This is a genomic window from Granulicatella sp. HMSC31F03 (genome assembly GCF_001807725.1).
Lineage (GTDB): Bacteria > Bacillota > Bacilli > Lactobacillales > Aerococcaceae > Granulicatella > Granulicatella adiacens.
The window spans coordinates 51,565-68,868 of sequence record NZ_KV790851.1; the positions used below are offsets into that span (position 1 = coordinate 51,565).

Here is a 17,304-nt window from a genome sequence, read left to right on the forward strand (position 1 = left end):
AAGTGCGGTATACTTAAAGACAGCAAAAATCTTTCAGGAGGTTTCTCAATGTCGAAAGAATTACCGATTATTTATATTAGTTTAACCGGAAATACACATAACTTTGTAACGCGTCTAAAAGATCAACTCCGCTTCTTGGAGCCATCTTTAAACGTGACATTAACCAATGTCAAAGACCTTGTTAAAGGCCAAGAAGATTACTTCAAAGTAGGAAAACCCTTCGTTGCTTTTCTACCGACTTATTTAGAAGGTGGAAATGGCGTGAATAATGGAGACGTTGAAGTCTTAACGAATCCACTCGGTGATTTCTTAGCCTATGAACATAATTACGCACATTGCTTTGGCGTAATTGGTAGCGGAAATCGTAACTTCAACAAGCAATTCTGCCTCACTGCCCGTCAATATTCAGAACGCTTTGGATTCCCAGTGCTAGATGAATTTGAATTACGCGGAAGTAACCGAGACGTAGAGCGAATTGCTACAATGCTTCTTGAAAAAATCTAAACACAAAAATAGGCCCGTAGATCCATTTTACGAGCCTTTCTTTTTATTTAAAATAAATTTTGCATTTCTCACTAAAACCAACTAATGCTTCCATCGTGGCAGGTTCCATTGCGGTATGTCCTGCCGCTTGTGCAAAGATGAGTTCTGAGCCATCAACTGCTTGAGCGAGTTCAAACGCCGCGCTCGGGAGGCAATCCACATCATAACGCCCATGTACGATATGCATTGGAATCCCCTTGAAGGCATCAGCATGATTCAAGATGAAATTATCGTCTTCTACAAAGCAGTGATGATAGAAGAAGTGACATTCCATTCGCGCAATTGTAAGAGCCCCGCGAATACCTGCTTCATCCCAGACAATTGGATCATACGGAATCAACTTCACGAGACCATGTTCCCACTCTGCCCATGCACGCGCTGCCTCTAGACAAATCGATTCATCCTCTGACGTCAAACGCTTGTAGTACGCATTCACCAATTCTCCTTGTTCTTCAACAGGAATCGGTGCCTTAAACTTCTCGAAGTTCTCTGGATAAAAATGAGACGCCCCATCTTGATACAGCCAATCTACATCACTTTGTCGGCCAAGAAAAATCCCACGAAGCATCAATCCTACGACGCGTTCACGGTGTGCAATCGTGTAATGTAAGGCTAGCGTTGTTCCCCAGCTACCACCAAAGACAAGCCATTTATCAATCCCTAATGTGGTACGAATCTTCTCCATATCCGCTACTAAATCCTGCGTCGTATTCTCTTCTAACGATGCAAAAGGGGTACTCTTTCCACATCCACGTTGATCAAATTGGATAATACGATAAAATTCTGGATCAAAAAATTGACGATTCGCTGGAGAGGATGCCCCTCCTGGTCCGCCGTGTAAAACAACAACTGGATGTCCTAATGGGTTTCCTGACTCTTCCACGTAAATGGTATGCAAGGCCCCCACTGGAATCATATGTTCGTTATAGATTTCGATTTCTGGATATACCTCTGTTCTCATTACTTGGCTCCTTTAATGATTTCTTGAACTCTCTTTTGAAATTCAGGTAAGACTTCCTTTTCAAACCATGGATTTTTTGCCATCCATCTGCGGTTTAAAGGAGATGGATGTACTAAAGGAAACATCTTCGGTAAGTATTCTTTGTACGCTTTTACGGTTTCAGTTAAGTTTTTCTTCTTTGTATTTTTTAAATAATAGTCTTGTGCGTATTTTCCAACCAATATAATTAGTTCAATATCCGGCATTAAGGCTAAAGTTTTTTCATGCCATTTTTCGGCAAAACCTTTACGTGGTGGAAGATCTCCAGATTTACCTTTTCCTGGATAATAGTAATCCATCGGCACAACTGCAAATAAATCGGATTGATAAAAGAAATCACGAGTAACTCCCATCCACGTTCTTAAATTATCTCCACTTTTATCGTTCCAGAATAAGCGACTCTCTTGCGCTTTAATTCCAGGAGCTTGCCCAACAATCAAAATCTTTGCGCGTCGTGGCGCAGAAAATAATGGCTGTATTCCGGCTTTTGTATACTCGGTATTTTGAGGATCTGCCTCAATTTTTTTCATTAGTTTTTGTATTTTTTGCATCCATATTCCACCCTTCACACTTAGAATACTCCCATTCTTTATAGACTGCAAATGCTTCCCTGTAAAAAATCCCCTAAGTCTTTTACAACTTAGAGGATTTGACGCTTTATTTTAAGCGAACTGTTTTTATGATTCGAGGAAGAGATTTGTTAGAAAGTACTCTAGGTAAAGTATGAGACTTTTCGTTAGATTTTGTCTTATACACTACCGGTCTTGTTGGACGTTGAGTTCCAACAAACTCTTCTGGGCTCTGTTGAGTTCTTTGGTGTTTTGTAGATTGTAATGCCTGTTTAGTCGCTTGTTTTTTAGCTTGAGAACGTTGTTTTGGATTCGAAATACTATGACGTGGACGATAAACTCTTTGTGGAATATCTTCCAATCTAGAATCCGTATTATTTTGTCGTCGTTCATTTCTCTTAGGAGATCTCATATTCATATTAGAGTTCTCTTTTTGTGAGTTATTTCTTGCCTTATTTTGTTTTTTACCAATAAAAACAAATACCATTAGAATTAATACGATAAAAAACAAAGCTTGTCCTAATACATAATAAAATTCGCCATCTTTTAGATTTAAATTATTCAACAAGAAACTAATTTTCTTATTGTCATTCGTATTAGAATTTTTTTCACTACCGTACGTATTGGTCTTTGTGTTATTGTCATTATTCTTTTGATTCGTAGATTGCAGATTAGACTGATTTTCTTTTTCATTTACGGCTTCAGTCGTCATCTCCTCTACATCTCTTTTATCCGTTGCTCTATCATATTGGAATGGCTTAACGACTTTCCCATCCACTATATCAATAAATTCAAGGTGAATAGATAGATTATTTTTATTTAAGAGAAAGACATCTACTTTGTATTTTTTATTTTCTCTGAATACAAAAAATTGAAGTTTATAGTCTCCTTCTTTTAGATTGTTGAGTTGAACAGGTACTTTCACAGAATCATAATCAGGATTGTTAAACTTTAAAGGAACCGTAATTGTTTCATTAAAATTTTTGTTTGCCTGAACATTAACCGTGGTTTCATACGACCCCACCATTTTACTAGAATTATCTGAGGTCGTTTCTGCATATACTGTATTTACAGCAACACTATAGAAAGTTCCCATCATGAAGAAACTGACAATCAACACGGCAAGCCACTTCAATCTAAAGAAAGATTTGCTAGCTCGTTGTTTCATGATTATTTACCTGCTTCGTCCCAAACTTTACGTCCTGATGCTAATGAAGCAATGTTTTCGGCAATTTTTGCGTTATTTTGTCCATCCATTAATACAACTGTATTGTTTGGACCTTCAGCAAGAGCTTTTTTAGCATCGATTGCTAAGTATTCTAATGCAGCAGCATTTAAGTTAGATTCATTTAATGCGTTGTTGATGGCTGTTAATTGAGCAACAGTTGCTTGAGTGTCAATTGCGATTTTTTCAGCATGAGCACGAGCATCTGCTAATAATTTGTTGTTCTGAGTTCTTGTATCCATTTCAACTGTTTTTTGACGAGCGTCAGCAGCGATTAACGCAGCATCACGTTCACGGTCAGCAGTGATTTGTTTGTTCATCGCTTCAACGATGCTTTGTGGAGGAATAACTTCACCAATGTTAACACGGTCGATTGTAACCCCGTAAGAGTCTGTTTTACCGAATACACGTTGGTTTAAGTCAGTGTTGATTTTGTTTGTACCACCAAGAATTTCAGCCATCGTCATTGTACCGATGATGTCACGTAATTCGTTTTGGATATCTAAAAGTAATAATCCTTCTGGGTTTGTGTTTCCATATAAGTATTCTTCAAGATTATCTACGTGGTATTTAGCTGAAGCATCAATTGTTAAATTAACGTTATCTTTGGTGATGATTTCTTGTGGATCTAAATCTAATGAACGTTGACGCATATCTACAACGTAAGCAATGTTACGAATAATTGGTGTTACAAAGTGTAACCCTGGTCCTAATTCCCCAACATAACGTCCGAATGATTGAACAGCAGCTTTGTGTCCTTGTTGTACGATACGAATTGATTTGAACGCGATAATTAATAAAACTAATACTAAAGCGATAATAATAATTGTTAATGGCATGATAAATTTCCTTCTTTCTATAAAGTTACATATACTAATTTTTCTGGATTGAGCTCCTCAATCACTTTAACATAAACCAATCCATCTTCATAGTCAATGACTTCCAATGGTTGGCCTTCTTCAACGGACATAACATCCAAAATCTTATAAGGATAGTTTCGTCCTCGGTAATTAAATGTTCCAAATACTTGCTCGGAGAACGCCTTAAATTGTCCATGCAATAAATTCTTAATGGCATCCGGCCAGTTTTCAACTTTTTTTTGATGACCTTCGACTTCTTTCTCGATGACCGATCTAAAATAAGTTGAAACATCAGTCGAAATTATCTTCAAAAATGCTTCTTTTAAAGAAGGTTCAATCGTGAAGTTAATCCGCTCTGTCTTATTTTCGTTCGACCACGGTTGTTTTCTCATTCCCATTCTCCTTTCTTTTTTTCTCTGATGACCATATTATAACATGTCTCGAATATAATACAAGTGTAATATACTCGATTTAAAAATATTTTATAAATAATATAGAACTATAAAGAAGCTTTTTCCTTTTGGAGTAGATTATTCATTGAATAACAGCCTACCTTATCGAATCCTTACAGAGATTCATCGAGAAATAATTTAAGATTCAATCAAAAAAAGCACCTAATTACTTGTTAGATGCTTAACCATATTTTTTTCCGGCTTCAAGAGCTCTTTTCCTGAACTCCTCAAATGAAATCTCATCATTTTCAATCAAATCATGTAATTCATCTAATGCTTTCTTTAATTCTGGTCTAGAATCAAAGTATCTCTTATAGCATTCTGCTACTCGTTTTTCTCTTTCTATATATTCTTCACTAATCATAAACATATCCCTCGATTTTTATTTATCATTAAACTACTACAATCATATAATTACTAAAGATTATATTCAATAGAGTTATGAATATAAATAGCCAAGAAACCTGATTCAAACAATGTTTCTTGGCTTATGTCATCTATCCAACGGACCCTTCCATCTCGTACGCAATTAAACGGTTTAGTTCAACAGCATATTCCATTGGAAGTTCTTTTGTAAATGGTTCAACGAATCCCATGACAATCATCTCTGTCGCTTCTGACTCGCTAATTCCACGGCTCATCAAGTAGAACAATTGCTCTTCAGAGATTTTTGAGACTTTGGCTTCGTGTTCAAGTGCCACTTTATCATTATGAATTTCGTTAAATGGAATCGTATCTGATTTCGACTTGTCATCCATAATAATCGTGTCACATTCAATATGTGAAATCGAATAATCTGATTTTTTACTGAACGTTACTTGACCGCGATAGTTCACCGCTCCGCCATCTTTAGCAATCGATTTCGAAACGATTGAACTTGAAGTATGTGGCGCATTATGAATCATCTTCGCACCTGTATCTTGGTGTTGGCCTTCTCCAGCAAATGCGATGGATAACATCGTTCCTTTCGCGTATGGTCCTTCTAGGAAGACGGAAGGATATTTCATTGTTGTCTTCGCCCCAAGGTTTCCATCGATCCACTCAACCGTTCCGTGAGCAGCAGCTCTGGCACGTTTCGTTACCAAGTTATACACATTATCCGACCAATTTTGAATCGTTGTATAGCGGCAATATCCGCCTTCTTCAACGAAAATTTCAACGATCGCTGCATGTAAACTATTTGAAGAATATGTTGGTGCTGTACATCCTTCAACATAGTGTACGCTTGCTCCCTCGTCTACGATAATGAGCGTACGTTCGAATTGACCCATGTTTTGGTCGTTGATACGGAAGTACGTTTGAAGTGGCACATCACATTTCACACCTTTTGGTACATAGATAAACGTTCCGCCTGACCATACTGCTGAGTTTAAAGCAGCCAACTTATTATCCGTTGGTGGTACAAGTTTGGCGAAGTATTTTTCGAATAATTCTGGATATTCTTTCAAAGCAGAATCTGTATCTGTAAAAATAATTCCAAGTTTATCGAATTCTTCTTTCATATTATGGTAAACCACTTCAGACTCGAATTGTGCTGAAGCTCCTGCTAAATAAGCACGTTCTGCTTCAGGAATCCCGATTTTCTCGAAGGTGTCTTTAATTTTTTCAGGAACATCATCCCATGAACGCGCTGGCTTATCGCTAGCACGTTTAAAATAAGTAATTGCATCAAAATCGATATCTGAAAGGTCCGCTCCCCAAGTTTGCATTGGCATGTTTTGGAACGTCTTTAATGATTTTAGTCGGAAATCAAGCATCCATTGTGGTTCGTTCTTCACCTTTGAAATCGTACGAACGACTTCTTCACTTAATCCCATTCCTGTTTCATAAACAGGTGTTACATCCTCATGAAAGCCATATTTGTAATCGGCTAATTCAGGAACTCCACTCATTTTGTCACCACTTTCTTATGCTTTCTCGTTTTCTACTGCACGTTCTAATGCTTTCCACGCAAGAGTGGCACATTTGATACGCGCTGGGAATTTTTGAACACCGGCTAATAGTGCTGCATCCCCTAAAGGTTCTTCATCTACGGTTTCTCCTTGAACCAGACTAGAGAAGTCTTCGGCTAATGAGACCGCTTCGTCAACTGTCTTTCCAATAATCGCATCACTCATCATGCTGGCACTCGCCATACTAATCGTACAGCCGTGTCCGTCAAAGTGAACATCCTCAATCACGCCGTTGTCATTTACAATCATCTGTAACTGCAACACATCTCCACACGTCGGATTATTAAATTCAATCGTTGGAATGCTCGCATCATCCACCAATCCTTTATGGTGAGGATGAGACGAATGATCCAAAATCACCTGACGATAAAGCTGATCTAATTTAGATAAAGCCATATTGGAAAAACTCCTTTACTTTTTCTAATGCTTCTAAAAACTTCTCAGCTTCTTGAAGCGTGTTATAAATATAAAAACTTGCACGGCATGTTGCCGGTACATCGAGCCATCTCATTAAAGGTTGCGCGCAATGATGTCCTGCACGAACCGCAAAACCTTCCATATCAAGCGCCGTTGCGATGTCGTGTGGATGGAGGCCATCAATCGTAAAGCTAATGACTCCAGAATGTTGTGCTGGGTCACTTGGCCCGTAGACTGTCACACCTTCCATCTCTTGCATCTTTGGTAAGAGAAATGCGACAATTTCTTGTTCATGCTGATGGATATTGTCCATGCCGATTTCTTCTAAATAATCAATAGCAGCGGACAATCCAATCGCTCCTGCAATATTTGGAGTACCCGCTTCGAATTTCCATGGCAATTCATTCCATGTACTCTCCTGGTCATACACGAAATCAATCATTTCTCCGCCGAATTCTACAGGATTCATCTCTTGAAGAAGTGCTTCTTTTCCATATAAGATACCAATCCCTGTAGGAGCCAGCATTTTATGACCGCTAAAGGCATAGAAGTCACAGTCTAACGCTTGGACATCCACCTTTTGATGTGGCGCTGCTTGAGCACCATCTACAACAAGGATGCCTCCTACTGCGTGAACCATTTCAGCCACACGTTTCACATCCGTTACCGTTCCAAGAACGTTTGAGGCATGGTTAATCGATACAATTTTCGCTTTCTCGGTTAAGTCTTGTTCTGCTGCTTCGAGGTTTAATTCGCCCTCTTTAGTTAATGAAAAATAACGTAAGACAGCTCCTGTTTGTTTGGCCACTTGTTGCCAAGGCACCACATTCGAATGATGTTCAGCTGGGCTAATCCAAATTTCGTCCCCTTTTTGCAAGCGTCCTTGTGCGAATCCTTGTGCCACCCAGTTTAAGCTGGTTGTCGTTCCACGTGTAAAGAGCACTTCTTTTGTACTGGCTGCATGGATAAATATCGCTACTTTAGCTCTAGCTGCTTCATACAAATCGGTCGCTTCCTGTGCTAATGTATGCACCCCACGATGAATATTCGCATTATGAGTAGCATAGAATTTCTCCACGGCTTCTACGACTTGGCGTGGCTTTTGTGTGGTGGCTGCATTGTCTAAATAGACAAGCACTTCATCGTTGACTTCACGCTTTAAAATCGGAAAGTCTTCTCGAATCGTTTTACTAATCATAGCTAGCAACCAACTTTTGTTCAATCATATCTACAAGTTCTTTTTGAAGAGTACTTGAAGGAATTGAACGAATCACGGCTCCTAAGAAGCCACGAATCACGAGGCGTTTTGCTTCAGCTTCTGAGATTCCTCGGCTTGTTAAGTAGAATAATTGTTCATCATCCACTTGTCCTACACTTGCTGCGTGTCCAGCCGTTACTTCATTTTCATCAATTAATAGAATTGGGTTCGCATCTCCACGTCCGCCTTCTGAAAGCATGAGTACACGGCTTTCTTGTTGGGCATCTGCGAATTTCGCTCCTTTAATAATATGTCCAATTCCGTTAAAGGTTAAGGTTGATTTATCTAAAATAACACCATGTTGCAGGATATGTCCTACTGAATGTGGCGCATAGTTTGTCACACGTGTATCGATTCCTTGTACTTGGCGTCCTGTAGAAATACCGATAACGTTCACTTGTGAATGAGAACCATCTCCACGTAATTCAGAGTCGAAGTCTGCAATCACATTTCCATCATTCATAATGCCAAGTGCCCAGTTAATCGTTGCATCTTTTTCAAGATAACCACGACGGTTCACATATGCATCTGTTGATTGACCTAAAGTATCCACAGCCGCAAACTGAACTTTCGCTCCTTGTTTCGCGATTACTTCTACAACAATGTTTGCTGTATTCTTTTTGTCACCGACACTTTCAAAACGTTCTACATAAGAGACAGAGCTGTTTTCGTCCGCCACGATTAAAACGTGTTTCACGAATGCTTCGTCTACTAAGTTATTTTGAACGAAATGAGATTCAATAATATCTTCTACAACTACATTTTTAGGAATATAAATAAATACTCCTGAGTTGACCATCGCAGCGTGATAAGCCGTTAAGCTATCTTCATCGACTGGTACAGCTTTTGTCATATAGTACGGTTTTACAAGCTCTGGATATTGTTCCAAAGCGTCAAATAAATCCATCACCAGAACATCATTCATGGCTGTTTCAGCATTCATTTCTTCCCAGTAACTTACCGCACCTAATTGTACAATTTTGGCACTTCCAGATGCTGTTGGAATCACTTTTGGGAGCTCCTCAATCATTGAAGTGCCTTCTCCAATTGAAGACTGAAATAAGTTCCAACGGTGGAATTTCACACGTTCAATAAATGGTAAGTCTAGCGTTTTAGCAAGTTCTAACCCTTTTAAACGTGTTTGTAGAAACCACTCTGGTTCATTCTTTGTAAGAGAGAATGCGGTGATTTCTTCTGGTGTTATGGTTAATTTTGTCTCTGCCACAATCTCACTCCTACTCTTGATGTTCAATCTTGATTCCTAATTCTTCACTGATTCCTTTGTATCCTTCAGCTTCTAGGCGACGAGCAAGAGACGCATCTCCTGTCATCACAACACGGCCATCCATCATAATATGTACTACATCAGGTTCAATGTAATTTAAAAGACGTTGGTAGTGCGTAATAATTAATGATCCAAAGTGGTCTCCACGCATCGCATTCACTCCACGTGACACAACTTTTAGGGCATCAATATCTAAGCCTGAGTCGATTTCATCTAAAATCGCAAAAGTTGGTTCAATCATTAATAATTGAAGAATTTCATTACGTTTTTTCTCACCGCCTGAGAACCCCTCATTTAAGTAACGTTCTGCCATTTCCTCTGGCATATCTAATAGGGCCATTTTTTCATCAAGTTTCTTGATGAATTCACGAACTCCCATTTTGTCGCCTTCCTCACGACGTGCGTTGATTGCTGAACGCATGAATTCTGCATTTGTCACCCCAACGATTTCACTTGGATATTGCATCGCTAAGAATAGACCAGCACGAGCGCGTTCGTCTACTTCCATTTCTAAGACGTTTTCACCGTCTAATAGGATTTCCCCTTGCGTTACCTCATAACTTGGATGACCCATAATAGCTGCAGAAAGTGTTGATTTCCCAGTTCCATTCGGACCCATCACCGCATGAATTTCTCCAGTGTTAATCGTTAAATTAACGCCCTTTAAAATTTCTTTGTCTTCAATCGATACATGTAGATTTTTAATCTCTAAAGTTGCCACGATTCATTCTCCTTTATAATCATTCTATTCTGTCTTATTTTATCCTAATTGAGAACGATTCGCAAATAGACGCTCTCTTTGAAAATGATACAAATACTTTTCAATTCAATGAAAATGAGTTATGATGGTACTAATTTTTGAAAGAAAGGCTGATGCATATGCAAACTTATCCACTTATTGGTATTGCAGGAAATCATCGCCAAGACAATACGGAAGAAGATCGCTACATTTTATCGTATGCACCAAACGGTTTTGTCCGTGGTCTTGAAAAAGCAAAAGCGATTCCTGTCATCATTCCCATCAGTACCCCAGAATTTGCAAAAGAATTTATCTCTAGGGTTGATGGACTCCTATTAGCAGGTGGACAGGACGTTTCGCCACTTCTATATGGTGAAGAACCACATCTTAACTTGGCACGTACTTATCCTGCTCGTGATGCGTTTGAAATTGAGCTCATTAAAGAAGCTTATAGACAACACAAACCAATTTTTGCAGTGTGTCGTGGCTTACAAATTCTTAACGTCGCTCTTGGCGGAACACTCTACCAAGATATCGAATCACAATATGAAAATATTTCTGTGAAACATACACAAAAAACAATGCCGAGCCAACCAACACATACGATTCAAATCGCAAGTGGTAGCGAACTTTCTCGCGTACTTGGAACATCCACTCCTGTGAACTCTTATCATCACCAAGCGGTTAAACAATTAGCCTCGGATTTTGTCCCTGTTGCTTGGAGTACGGATGGGCTTATTGAAGCCTTTGAATCTAAATCGGAGGACCAAAGCGTGGTTGCCGTTCAATGGCATCCTGAACTATTAATTGAAGATAGTAATGTGATGCAAGGGTTATTTGATAACTTTGTGGAACGCGTTAATCGCTCAAAGCAAAATACAAAATAAAAAACTACGAATTCTCACTCGTTGAGAACTCGTAGTTTTCTTTTTTTATCTTTATTTCACTTCACATTGTTCACATGGAAGGTCTTCATATAATAAAGCATTGAATGCTGCTTCGTCTACTCCAGTTAGGCGTAGAATCCAGTTTTTATCTTCTGCTAATTCATTTAAGAATTCTGGATTTTCTTCTAAATCGTCATGGAAAACAACGACTGTTCCGCTAAGTGGCGATAACAGTTCAGTCACTGCTTTAGCCGCTTCTACGCTAATAATGGAATCTTCTGTCGTTACTTCTTTATTTTTAAGCAATTCAACAAAGCTCACATCGCCAAGATCATCTTGCCCTTTAGGAGAAAGACCGATTATATATTCTTCTCCTTCTTTTTTAATCCAAAGTCCATTTTCACTATACTTTTTCATCTTATCTCTTCCATTTCTCTTCATACACTTCTTCTTTAAATCCAAATGTTGCTTCGCCATTATCCAATACAAGCGGACGTTTAATTAACATCCCATTACTTGAAAGGAGACTTGCTGCTTCTTCATCACTCATCGAAGGTAATTTATCTTTTAAGCCAAGAGAGCGGTAAAGTTCTCCACTCGTATTCGCCATTTTCTTCCACTCTAAGTTCTGAGTTTCTTTAATTTTCAAAAGTTCTTTGGCAGTTGGCGGGTTCTCACGAATATCCTTTTGCTCGAACTTTACTCCATTTAATTCAAACCATTTTAAAGCTTTCTTACAAGTTGTACATGTTGGGTGAACATAAACAATCATTTTCCATCCTCCTGACGTAAACGTAACATGGTCGCATCTTGGTGTTTTGCTCCGAATGCATCTTCTTCATCATCAAATATGGTGCTCTTGAAGTGGTAACGCATCGACATAATAAGCCCTATCCCCATCATATTTCCAAGCAAGCTTGAACCCCCTTGAGAAATAAATGGTAATGGAATCCCTGTAAGTGGTAATAGCCCAATCGTCATTCCAATATTTTCAACAACGTGGAATAGAATCATCATAATAACGCCTGTTGCGATATAAGTATAAAATTCATTTTTCGTATCAAAACAAACGCGAATCATTTGATAAATCAAAATAAAGTAAATCGCGATTAAGAATGTTCCTCCTAAGAATCCGAAGTTCTCTCCGATTGTCGCAAAAATCAGGTCAGATTCTCGAACGGGAACATAAACATCAGAGACTCCAAATCCTTTACCAAACATTCGACCAGAACCAATTGCTTTCAAACTTTGGAACAATTGAAAACCATTTCCACCTTGATCACGATATGGATCCAACCACGAATCGATACGAGCAAATTGATAATTTTTAAATCCGATATTTAATAGTAGTTGACGGTTATAAACAACTAAATAGATTAAAAGGGCTCCAATTAAAATCACTGTAATGATAATTGGAAGGAGAATCTTCCAACTAATCCCTGACATAATCATAACTCCACCCAAAATCATTAAGAAAACTAAGGTTGTTCCTAAGTCATTTTGCAAGATGACTAGGATCAATGCTGGAGCTGCCCATAACACTAATTTAACGAATAATTGCCAGTCGGTTCTTCTCGTTTTATATTTTGTCTTCATATTATGAGAAGTGGCAACTTTTGCTAAGATTAAAATATAAAAAATCTTCACGACCTCTGAAGGCTGGAATGAGAAAGTACCGAATCTGAACCAACTCTTCGCCCCCGTATCTGCAAATGTGGCTCTATCATAAAGGAAGAGAACGGCTAATAGCATGAGTAAGCCTAAAATATAACCCCAAGTGGTCAGTTTCCATAGTTGCTCCGAATCAAATTGCATAATGACAATAATTGCAATGACTCCAACTACATACCACACAACCTGCATAAGTACCATTCTTAACGAACCATTTCCACTAATTAAATATGTCGTAGAAAATAGTGTAGCAATACTAATAAACGCCAATAACAATACTGGAAGAATGACACCATAATCGATTCGTGAATCTTTATCATTGTACATTAAGTTCTTTTTTTTCATCAGTTACTCCTTCAGTTTCTTTTTTAGGGTGTCTAAATCGATAAATAATGACATTCAGAACTCCGCCTAAAATCATTACATTAGCTATAAAATACAGCCAAATCATAAATACAATCAATGTCCCAAATGCACCATTCGCTGTTAAATTGCGCCCGGCGTAGTGGATATAGATCGAAAATAGTTGCGAAATTAATACAAATCCAATGGTTGCAAAGAATCCTCCAGGTAAAGCATAAAGGAACGACCATTTCACATTTGGAATTGCAAAATACATAAAGCTCAGTAATAAAAATACCGTTATGAAAAGCATTCCCCATTTAATAAATGAAAAATCTAAAATAATGGTTGATAAATTTAACGAGAAAAACTCTCCTATAAGACGTAAAAATTGCTCTCCAAAGATAAACAATACAGAAACTGCAAAAATCATTAAAATTGCAGCCATCGCAATTACAATCGCAAAAAATCTTTCAAAAATAAAATTCCTTCGAACAGGAGCACCATATAAAACATTCAATGCTCTTTGCAAACTACTAAACATTTGAGAAGCTGGCCAAAATAAAATTAAAAGACCCACTGAAAGGGCTCCTCCATTAAAATTGCCAAGGTAATTCCTTAAAATCGGAATCAACACTTCATTAATATCCGCAGGAAAAATAGTTCTCATCGTTTTAAAAATAACATCAACAGGGATTGGTAAAAGTGGGATGATATTGGCAATCAACATAATAATCGGAATAATGGATAGCAAAATATAATATGTTAATGCTGCAGATTCTACACCAATATTCACGTGCATTAAATTCTCTTGAATAATACTCCAAAGCCTGTTTCCAAACTTTTTCAATCTCTGCACAACCGTCCTCCCCTTTTCTTGTAGTGAATTCCACACTTCTTTTATTGTATCTCAATTATTGTATCATAAATACAGCTTTTTTTCTTCTAGGAAGAAACGGTCTAACCAGCTTTGAAAAGGTTCCATGTGGAGTTCTTCTATCACTTTTTAAAAAAATCTTTTTTAAAGTGAAAATGCCCAAAATTCACTTATAAGTGAATTTTGAGCATCGAGGAAAAGTGTATCAAAAAAGAGGATGCAAGCATCCTCTTTCTAAAGTGTATTATTTACCTTCCGCTAATACGCGTTCTTGTTCAACAGCAGCTTGTCCTAAGATATTTAAGTAGTTCCATGGACGGTCGAATACTGGTTGGAAGAAGAAGTCTACGTAAGCTAAGTCTTCGATTGTCATTTTGTTTTGGATTGCTAATGACAATGTGTTTGCAGAAGCTGTACAGTCGTATTTAGACATTACTTGTCCACCTACGATACGGTTTGTACCTACTTCGTAAACTAATTTCATGTAGATTTTTTCGTATGTTGGCATGAATTCTGGACGGTGGTTATCTACCACGTATACAGAACGTACATCTAATCCAAAGTGAGGTGCGCTACCTACGTTAACCCCAGTTGAACCAATGTTCCATCCGAATAAGTGTAATCCAGATGTTGATTGAGTTCCACGGTATTTCACTTTGTGACCGTTGATGTTTTTACCTACTAATGAACCCATACGTACAGCGTTAGTTGCTAATGGAATGTAAGCATGTCCACCGTTTGGATTGTAGTTAACAGCACAGCTATCTCCTGCAGCATATACATCTTTAACAGATGTTTCCATGTAGTCGTTAACGATGATAGCACCGTTAGGCATAGTTTCTAATTGGTCTTTTACTAAGTCGTTGTTTGGACGGAAACCAACACATAAGATAACCATGTCAGCTTCGTATTCGCCACCTGAAGTGACAACTTTGTTAACAACGCCGTTTTCGCCTTCGAATGATTTAACCATTTCGTTTAAGCGAACGTTAACACCGCGTTCGCGTAAGTCTTCTTCTAAGATATCCGTGAATTCTGGGTCTAAGTATTTGTTTAAGATACGGTCTAACCCGTCTACTAATGTTACTTCTTTACCTTCTAAAGCAAATGCTTCTACTAATTCGATACCGATGTATCCACCACCGACAACAACAACTTTCTTCTTGTCAGTTTTCTTAGCAAAGATTTCTTTTGCTTGGTTGTAGTTTTTACATAATTGAACGTTTTCTAATTCACGTCCTGGAATTGGAGGAAGAATTGGCCATGATCCAGTTGTAAGTACTAATTTATCAAATGAATCAGTCTTTTCTTCGCCTGTTTTTAAGTCTTTTACTGTTAATGTTTTACCAACAGTGTCGATGCTTGTTACATCGTGTTCCATACGAACTGTAGCTCCTAATGAAGCTAATTCTTCTGGACTAGAATAGAATAGTCCTTGAGGGTCCTTAACAACTCCTCCTACGTATAAAGCAATCCCACAAGATAAGAATGAAACATTATCATTTCTTTCGTATACAACGACTTCTGTTTCTGGATTGTCATTTAAAATTGTTTTGACTGCAGCAGTACCCGCGTGAGTACATCCAACTACTACAACTTTCATCAAATTTCCTCCTATAAACACTTTTGTTTATTATTGTTCTAGATAAGAATAATTATTATCTATACTCTTATATCCTACACATTCGGTACATAAAAAGCAAACGATATCATTCGCTTTAAACAGTAATTTTTCTTTATTTTTCAATATTTTTTAAGTGTTCATAGAAGATGGTCATTTTTCTTAATTTTAATTCTAAATGAGAACAGTTATCGATATTTCATCATAAAAAACTCTACTCCGCATTACTACGGAATAGAGCTTTGTATTTATTATTCGTCCGAATTTAGCTCTTCAAAGCGTTGTTTCATCGTCGGATTGTTCTTCACGAGCTTCTTCACGGTTAGGTCTTCCGCTTTATTATTGGCTAAACGCAAATTATTTTCAGAAGAAAGCAAGGCGGCTTTTGTTTTTTCTAGACTCTTAATCGTCTTGTCGATTTCATCAATGGCCGTTTGGAATTTCTTACTTGCGAGTTCATAATTACGCGCAAACCCTTTTTTAAACGTCTCTAGGTCTTCTTCAAAATGGGTAATATCAATATGTTGGTCACGCATCAAAGCTAATTCTTGTTTATATTGCAATGAATTTAGCGCCGCATTACGAAGCAAGGTGATAATTGGAATAAAGAACTGCGGACGCACCACATACATTTTCGGATATTGATAGGATACATCTACAATACCCGTGTTATAGAGTTCATTATCCGCTTCAAGAAGACTCACCAAAATCGCATATTCACATTGCTTTTCATGACGGTCCTTATCCAACTCTTTAAAGAAGTGTTCGTTTTTCTTCTTCGTTGCTGTCTCGTCATTTTCGTTCTTCATTTCAAACATGATCGATAAAATTTCAATTCCATTTTCATCATATTCGCGGTAGATGTAATCCCCCTTACTTCCCGTTTTGGCATCGTTGTCCTTGCCAAATTCCGCGCGCGGGAACGCCGTCATACGAAGACGATTAAACTCTATTTCGCAATGTTGTTCGAGGCTCTCTCCCACCATCTTTGTTGATTGTTTGGCCTTAAAATCTTTATAGAACGCAATGGCTTCGTCTTTTGCCTTCAACTCTAATTCGAATTGGTCTTTCTTCGAACGTAATTCCAATTCGTATTTTTCTTTTAAGGCCGTTTGTTGCACTTCTTGTTCTTTTTGTTGCAACTCTTTTTCTTGTTTCAATTCAAGAATCGTACGTTCTTTTGCGTGTAAATCTTCTTGGAATTTTTGAGACAATTCTACTTCTTTAAATTGGAGTTGTTGCTTTAATTGGTCCAATTCTGCTTGAAGTGCATTGAATTCTTTCTCTTTTTGATGGAGTGCTTCTTGCACATTCTTTTCTTCTTTAACGTCTGCATTTTTCAATGCTAATTCGAGTGAAAGAATCTTCTGTTCAAAGTTGGCACGTTCCTCATCATAAAGACGCTTTTCTTGCTCTTTTGCGAGTGCCTTTTCCGTCTCAAATTGTTTCTTCGCAAATTCCAACTGCTTATGAACATCTTCTGCAAATTCCTTATTGCGCACTTGGCTCACAATATCTGCATACGAATTCTCATCAATCGTAAATACCGTTTGGCAATGTGGACATTTAATTTCGTTCATCGAACCCCTCCTTTTTATTTCTATTT

The 17,304-nt window shown here is 37.9% G+C and carries 19 protein-coding genes; 2 read left to right on the top strand and 17 right to left on the bottom strand.

Annotated elements, in window-relative coordinates:
• Window positions 1–48: 48 nt before the first annotated feature.
• Entirely contained in the window at window positions 49–504 is a 456-nt protein-coding gene (gene nrdI, locus HMPREF3106_RS04075; RefSeq protein WP_049555170.1) for a class Ib ribonucleoside-diphosphate reductase assembly flavoprotein NrdI, read from the top strand.
• Between the two features lie 43 nt (window positions 505–547).
• Here nrdI and pip read toward each other — a convergent pair whose 3' ends face one another.
• From pip to sufC, 11 genes are all read right to left on the bottom strand, one after another.
• Complete coding sequence (gene pip, locus HMPREF3106_RS04080) at window positions 548–1,504, bottom strand: prolyl aminopeptidase (protein WP_005606683.1); 957 nt, start codon at window positions 1,502–1,504, stop codon at window positions 548–550.
• Window positions 1,504–2,094: a uracil-DNA glycosylase family protein gene (locus HMPREF3106_RS04085; RefSeq protein ID WP_049555171.1), complete on the bottom strand. Its 591-nt coding sequence runs from the start codon at window positions 2,092–2,094 to the stop codon at window positions 1,504–1,506. The genes pip and HMPREF3106_RS04085 overlap by 1 nt, the downstream gene beginning before the upstream one ends.
• Window positions 2,095–2,200: 106 nt before the next feature.
• Complete coding sequence (locus tag HMPREF3106_RS04090) at window positions 2,201–3,280, bottom strand: hypothetical protein (RefSeq protein WP_070444606.1); 1,080 nt, start codon at window positions 3,278–3,280, stop codon at window positions 2,201–2,203.
• 2 nt (window positions 3,281–3,282) lie between these two features.
• Window positions 3,283–4,176: an SPFH domain-containing protein gene (locus HMPREF3106_RS04095; protein WP_005606687.1), complete on the bottom strand. Its 894-nt coding sequence runs from the start codon at window positions 4,174–4,176 to the stop codon at window positions 3,283–3,285.
• 17 nt (window positions 4,177–4,193) lie between these two features.
• Window positions 4,194–4,589, bottom strand: coding sequence for a hypothetical protein (locus HMPREF3106_RS04100; protein WP_039849084.1), 396 nt, complete (start codon window positions 4,587–4,589; stop codon window positions 4,194–4,196).
• A gap of 241 nt (window positions 4,590–4,830) precedes the next feature.
• Complete coding sequence (locus tag HMPREF3106_RS04105; protein WP_049555173.1) at window positions 4,831–5,013, bottom strand: hypothetical protein; 183 nt, start codon at window positions 5,011–5,013, stop codon at window positions 4,831–4,833.
• Between the two features lie 133 nt (window positions 5,014–5,146).
• Entirely contained in the window at window positions 5,147–6,541 is a 1,395-nt protein-coding gene (sufB, locus tag HMPREF3106_RS04110; RefSeq protein WP_049555183.1) for a Fe-S cluster assembly protein SufB, read from the bottom strand.
• A gap of 15 nt (window positions 6,542–6,556) precedes the next feature.
• Window positions 6,557–6,997: a Fe-S cluster assembly sulfur transfer protein SufU gene (gene sufU, locus HMPREF3106_RS04115; protein ID WP_070444608.1), complete on the bottom strand. Its 441-nt coding sequence runs from the start codon at window positions 6,995–6,997 to the stop codon at window positions 6,557–6,559.
• Window positions 6,984–8,216: a cysteine desulfurase gene (locus HMPREF3106_RS04120; RefSeq protein ID WP_070444610.1), complete on the bottom strand. Its 1,233-nt coding sequence runs from the start codon at window positions 8,214–8,216 to the stop codon at window positions 6,984–6,986. The genes sufU and HMPREF3106_RS04120 overlap by 14 nt, the downstream gene beginning before the upstream one ends.
• Window positions 8,209–9,501, bottom strand: a complete 1,293-nt coding sequence (gene sufD, locus HMPREF3106_RS04125) for a Fe-S cluster assembly protein SufD (RefSeq protein ID WP_070444612.1) — start codon at window positions 9,499–9,501, stop codon at window positions 8,209–8,211. Before sufD ends, HMPREF3106_RS04120 begins: the two co-directional genes overlap by 8 nt.
• Before the next feature lie 10 nt (window positions 9,502–9,511).
• A complete protein-coding gene (gene sufC, locus HMPREF3106_RS04130) occupies window positions 9,512–10,282 on the bottom strand; it encodes a Fe-S cluster assembly ATPase SufC (RefSeq protein ID WP_070444614.1) in 771 nt (256 codons plus the stop codon).
• A 158-nt stretch (window positions 10,283–10,440) separates the two neighbouring features.
• Between sufC and HMPREF3106_RS04135 the strand changes: the two genes are divergently transcribed.
• Window positions 10,441–11,187 carry a gamma-glutamyl-gamma-aminobutyrate hydrolase family protein gene (locus HMPREF3106_RS04135; protein ID WP_070444689.1) on the top strand — a complete coding sequence of 249 codons (747 nt, stop codon included), beginning with the start codon at window positions 10,441–10,443 and terminating at the stop codon, window positions 11,185–11,187.
• Between the two features lie 51 nt (window positions 11,188–11,238).
• Here HMPREF3106_RS04135 and HMPREF3106_RS04140 read toward each other — a convergent pair whose 3' ends face one another.
• The 6 genes from HMPREF3106_RS04140 to HMPREF3106_RS04165 all read right to left on the bottom strand — a co-directional run bounded on the left by HMPREF3106_RS04140 (window position 11,239) and on the right by HMPREF3106_RS04165 (window position 17,278).
• The gene (locus HMPREF3106_RS04140; RefSeq protein WP_070444616.1) at window positions 11,239–11,604 is read right to left on the bottom strand and encodes a glycine cleavage system protein H; all 366 of its coding nucleotides are present in this window, start codon (window positions 11,602–11,604) and stop codon (window positions 11,239–11,241) included.
• A 1-nt stretch (window position 11,605) separates the two neighbouring features.
• The gene (locus tag HMPREF3106_RS04145; RefSeq protein WP_005606703.1) at window positions 11,606–11,959 is read right to left on the bottom strand and encodes an arsenate reductase family protein; all 354 of its coding nucleotides are present in this window, start codon (window positions 11,957–11,959) and stop codon (window positions 11,606–11,608) included.
• Window positions 11,956–13,203, bottom strand: coding sequence for an FtsW/RodA/SpoVE family cell cycle protein (locus tag HMPREF3106_RS04150; protein WP_005606705.1), 1,248 nt, complete (start codon window positions 13,201–13,203; stop codon window positions 11,956–11,958). Before HMPREF3106_RS04150 ends, HMPREF3106_RS04145 begins: the two co-directional genes overlap by 4 nt.
• Window positions 13,175–14,059 (bottom strand): YihY/virulence factor BrkB family protein, encoded by an 885-nt coding sequence (locus tag HMPREF3106_RS04155; protein ID WP_049555187.1) that lies wholly within the window; start codon window positions 14,057–14,059, stop codon window positions 13,175–13,177. The genes HMPREF3106_RS04150 and HMPREF3106_RS04155 overlap by 29 nt, the downstream gene beginning before the upstream one ends.
• 262 nt (window positions 14,060–14,321) lie before the next feature.
• Entirely contained in the window at window positions 14,322–15,680 is a 1,359-nt protein-coding gene (locus HMPREF3106_RS04160; protein ID WP_070444617.1) for an FAD-dependent oxidoreductase, read from the bottom strand.
• A 269-nt stretch (window positions 15,681–15,949) separates the two neighbouring features.
• On the bottom strand, window positions 15,950–17,278 hold the full coding sequence (locus HMPREF3106_RS04165; RefSeq protein ID WP_070444619.1) for a DUF2130 domain-containing protein: 1,329 nt from the start codon (window positions 17,276–17,278) through the stop codon (window positions 15,950–15,952).
• Window positions 17,279–17,304 lie beyond the last annotated feature (26 nt).

Excerpts from the sequence above, each read along its gene's own strand:
- nrdI (WP_049555170.1), top strand. The coding sequence starts at position 49 with ATGTCGAAAGAATTACCGATTATTTATATTAGTTTAACCGGAAATACA.
- pip (WP_005606683.1), bottom strand. The coding sequence starts at position 1,504 with ATGAGAACAGAGGTATATCCAGAAATCGAAATCTATAACGAACATATG.
- HMPREF3106_RS04085 (WP_049555171.1), bottom strand. The coding sequence starts at position 2,094 with ATGCAAAAAATACAAAAACTAATGAAAAAAATTGAGGCAGATCCTCAA.
- HMPREF3106_RS04090 (WP_070444606.1), bottom strand. The coding sequence starts at position 3,280 with ATGAAACAACGAGCTAGCAAATCTTTCTTTAGATTGAAGTGGCTTGCC.
- HMPREF3106_RS04095 (WP_005606687.1), bottom strand. The coding sequence starts at position 4,176 with ATGCCATTAACAATTATTATTATCGCTTTAGTATTAGTTTTATTAATT.
- HMPREF3106_RS04100 (WP_039849084.1), bottom strand. The coding sequence starts at position 4,589 with ATGAGAAAACAACCGTGGTCGAACGAAAATAAGACAGAGCGGATTAAC.
- HMPREF3106_RS04105 (WP_049555173.1), bottom strand. The coding sequence starts at position 5,013 with ATGATTAGTGAAGAATATATAGAAAGAGAAAAACGAGTAGCAGAATGC.
- sufB (WP_049555183.1), bottom strand. The coding sequence starts at position 6,541 with ATGAGTGGAGTTCCTGAATTAGCCGATTACAAATATGGCTTTCATGAG.
- sufU (WP_070444608.1), bottom strand. The coding sequence starts at position 6,997 with ATGGCTTTATCTAAATTAGATCAGCTTTATCGTCAGGTGATTTTGGAT.
- HMPREF3106_RS04120 (WP_070444610.1), bottom strand. The coding sequence starts at position 8,216 with ATGATTAGTAAAACGATTCGAGAAGACTTTCCGATTTTAAAGCGTGAA.
- HMPREF3106_RS04135 (WP_070444689.1), top strand. The coding sequence starts at position 10,441 with ATGCAAACTTATCCACTTATTGGTATTGCAGGAAATCATCGCCAAGAC.
- HMPREF3106_RS04140 (WP_070444616.1), bottom strand. The coding sequence starts at position 11,604 with ATGAAAAAGTATAGTGAAAATGGACTTTGGATTAAAAAAGAAGGAGAA.
- HMPREF3106_RS04145 (WP_005606703.1), bottom strand. The coding sequence starts at position 11,959 with ATGATTGTTTATGTTCACCCAACATGTACAACTTGTAAGAAAGCTTTA.
- HMPREF3106_RS04150 (WP_005606705.1), bottom strand. The coding sequence starts at position 13,203 with ATGAAAAAAAAGAACTTAATGTACAATGATAAAGATTCACGAATCGAT.
- HMPREF3106_RS04160 (WP_070444617.1), bottom strand. The coding sequence starts at position 15,680 with ATGAAAGTTGTAGTAGTTGGATGTACTCACGCGGGTACTGCTGCAGTC.
- HMPREF3106_RS04165 (WP_070444619.1), bottom strand. The coding sequence starts at position 17,278 with ATGAACGAAATTAAATGTCCACATTGCCAAACGGTATTTACGATTGAT.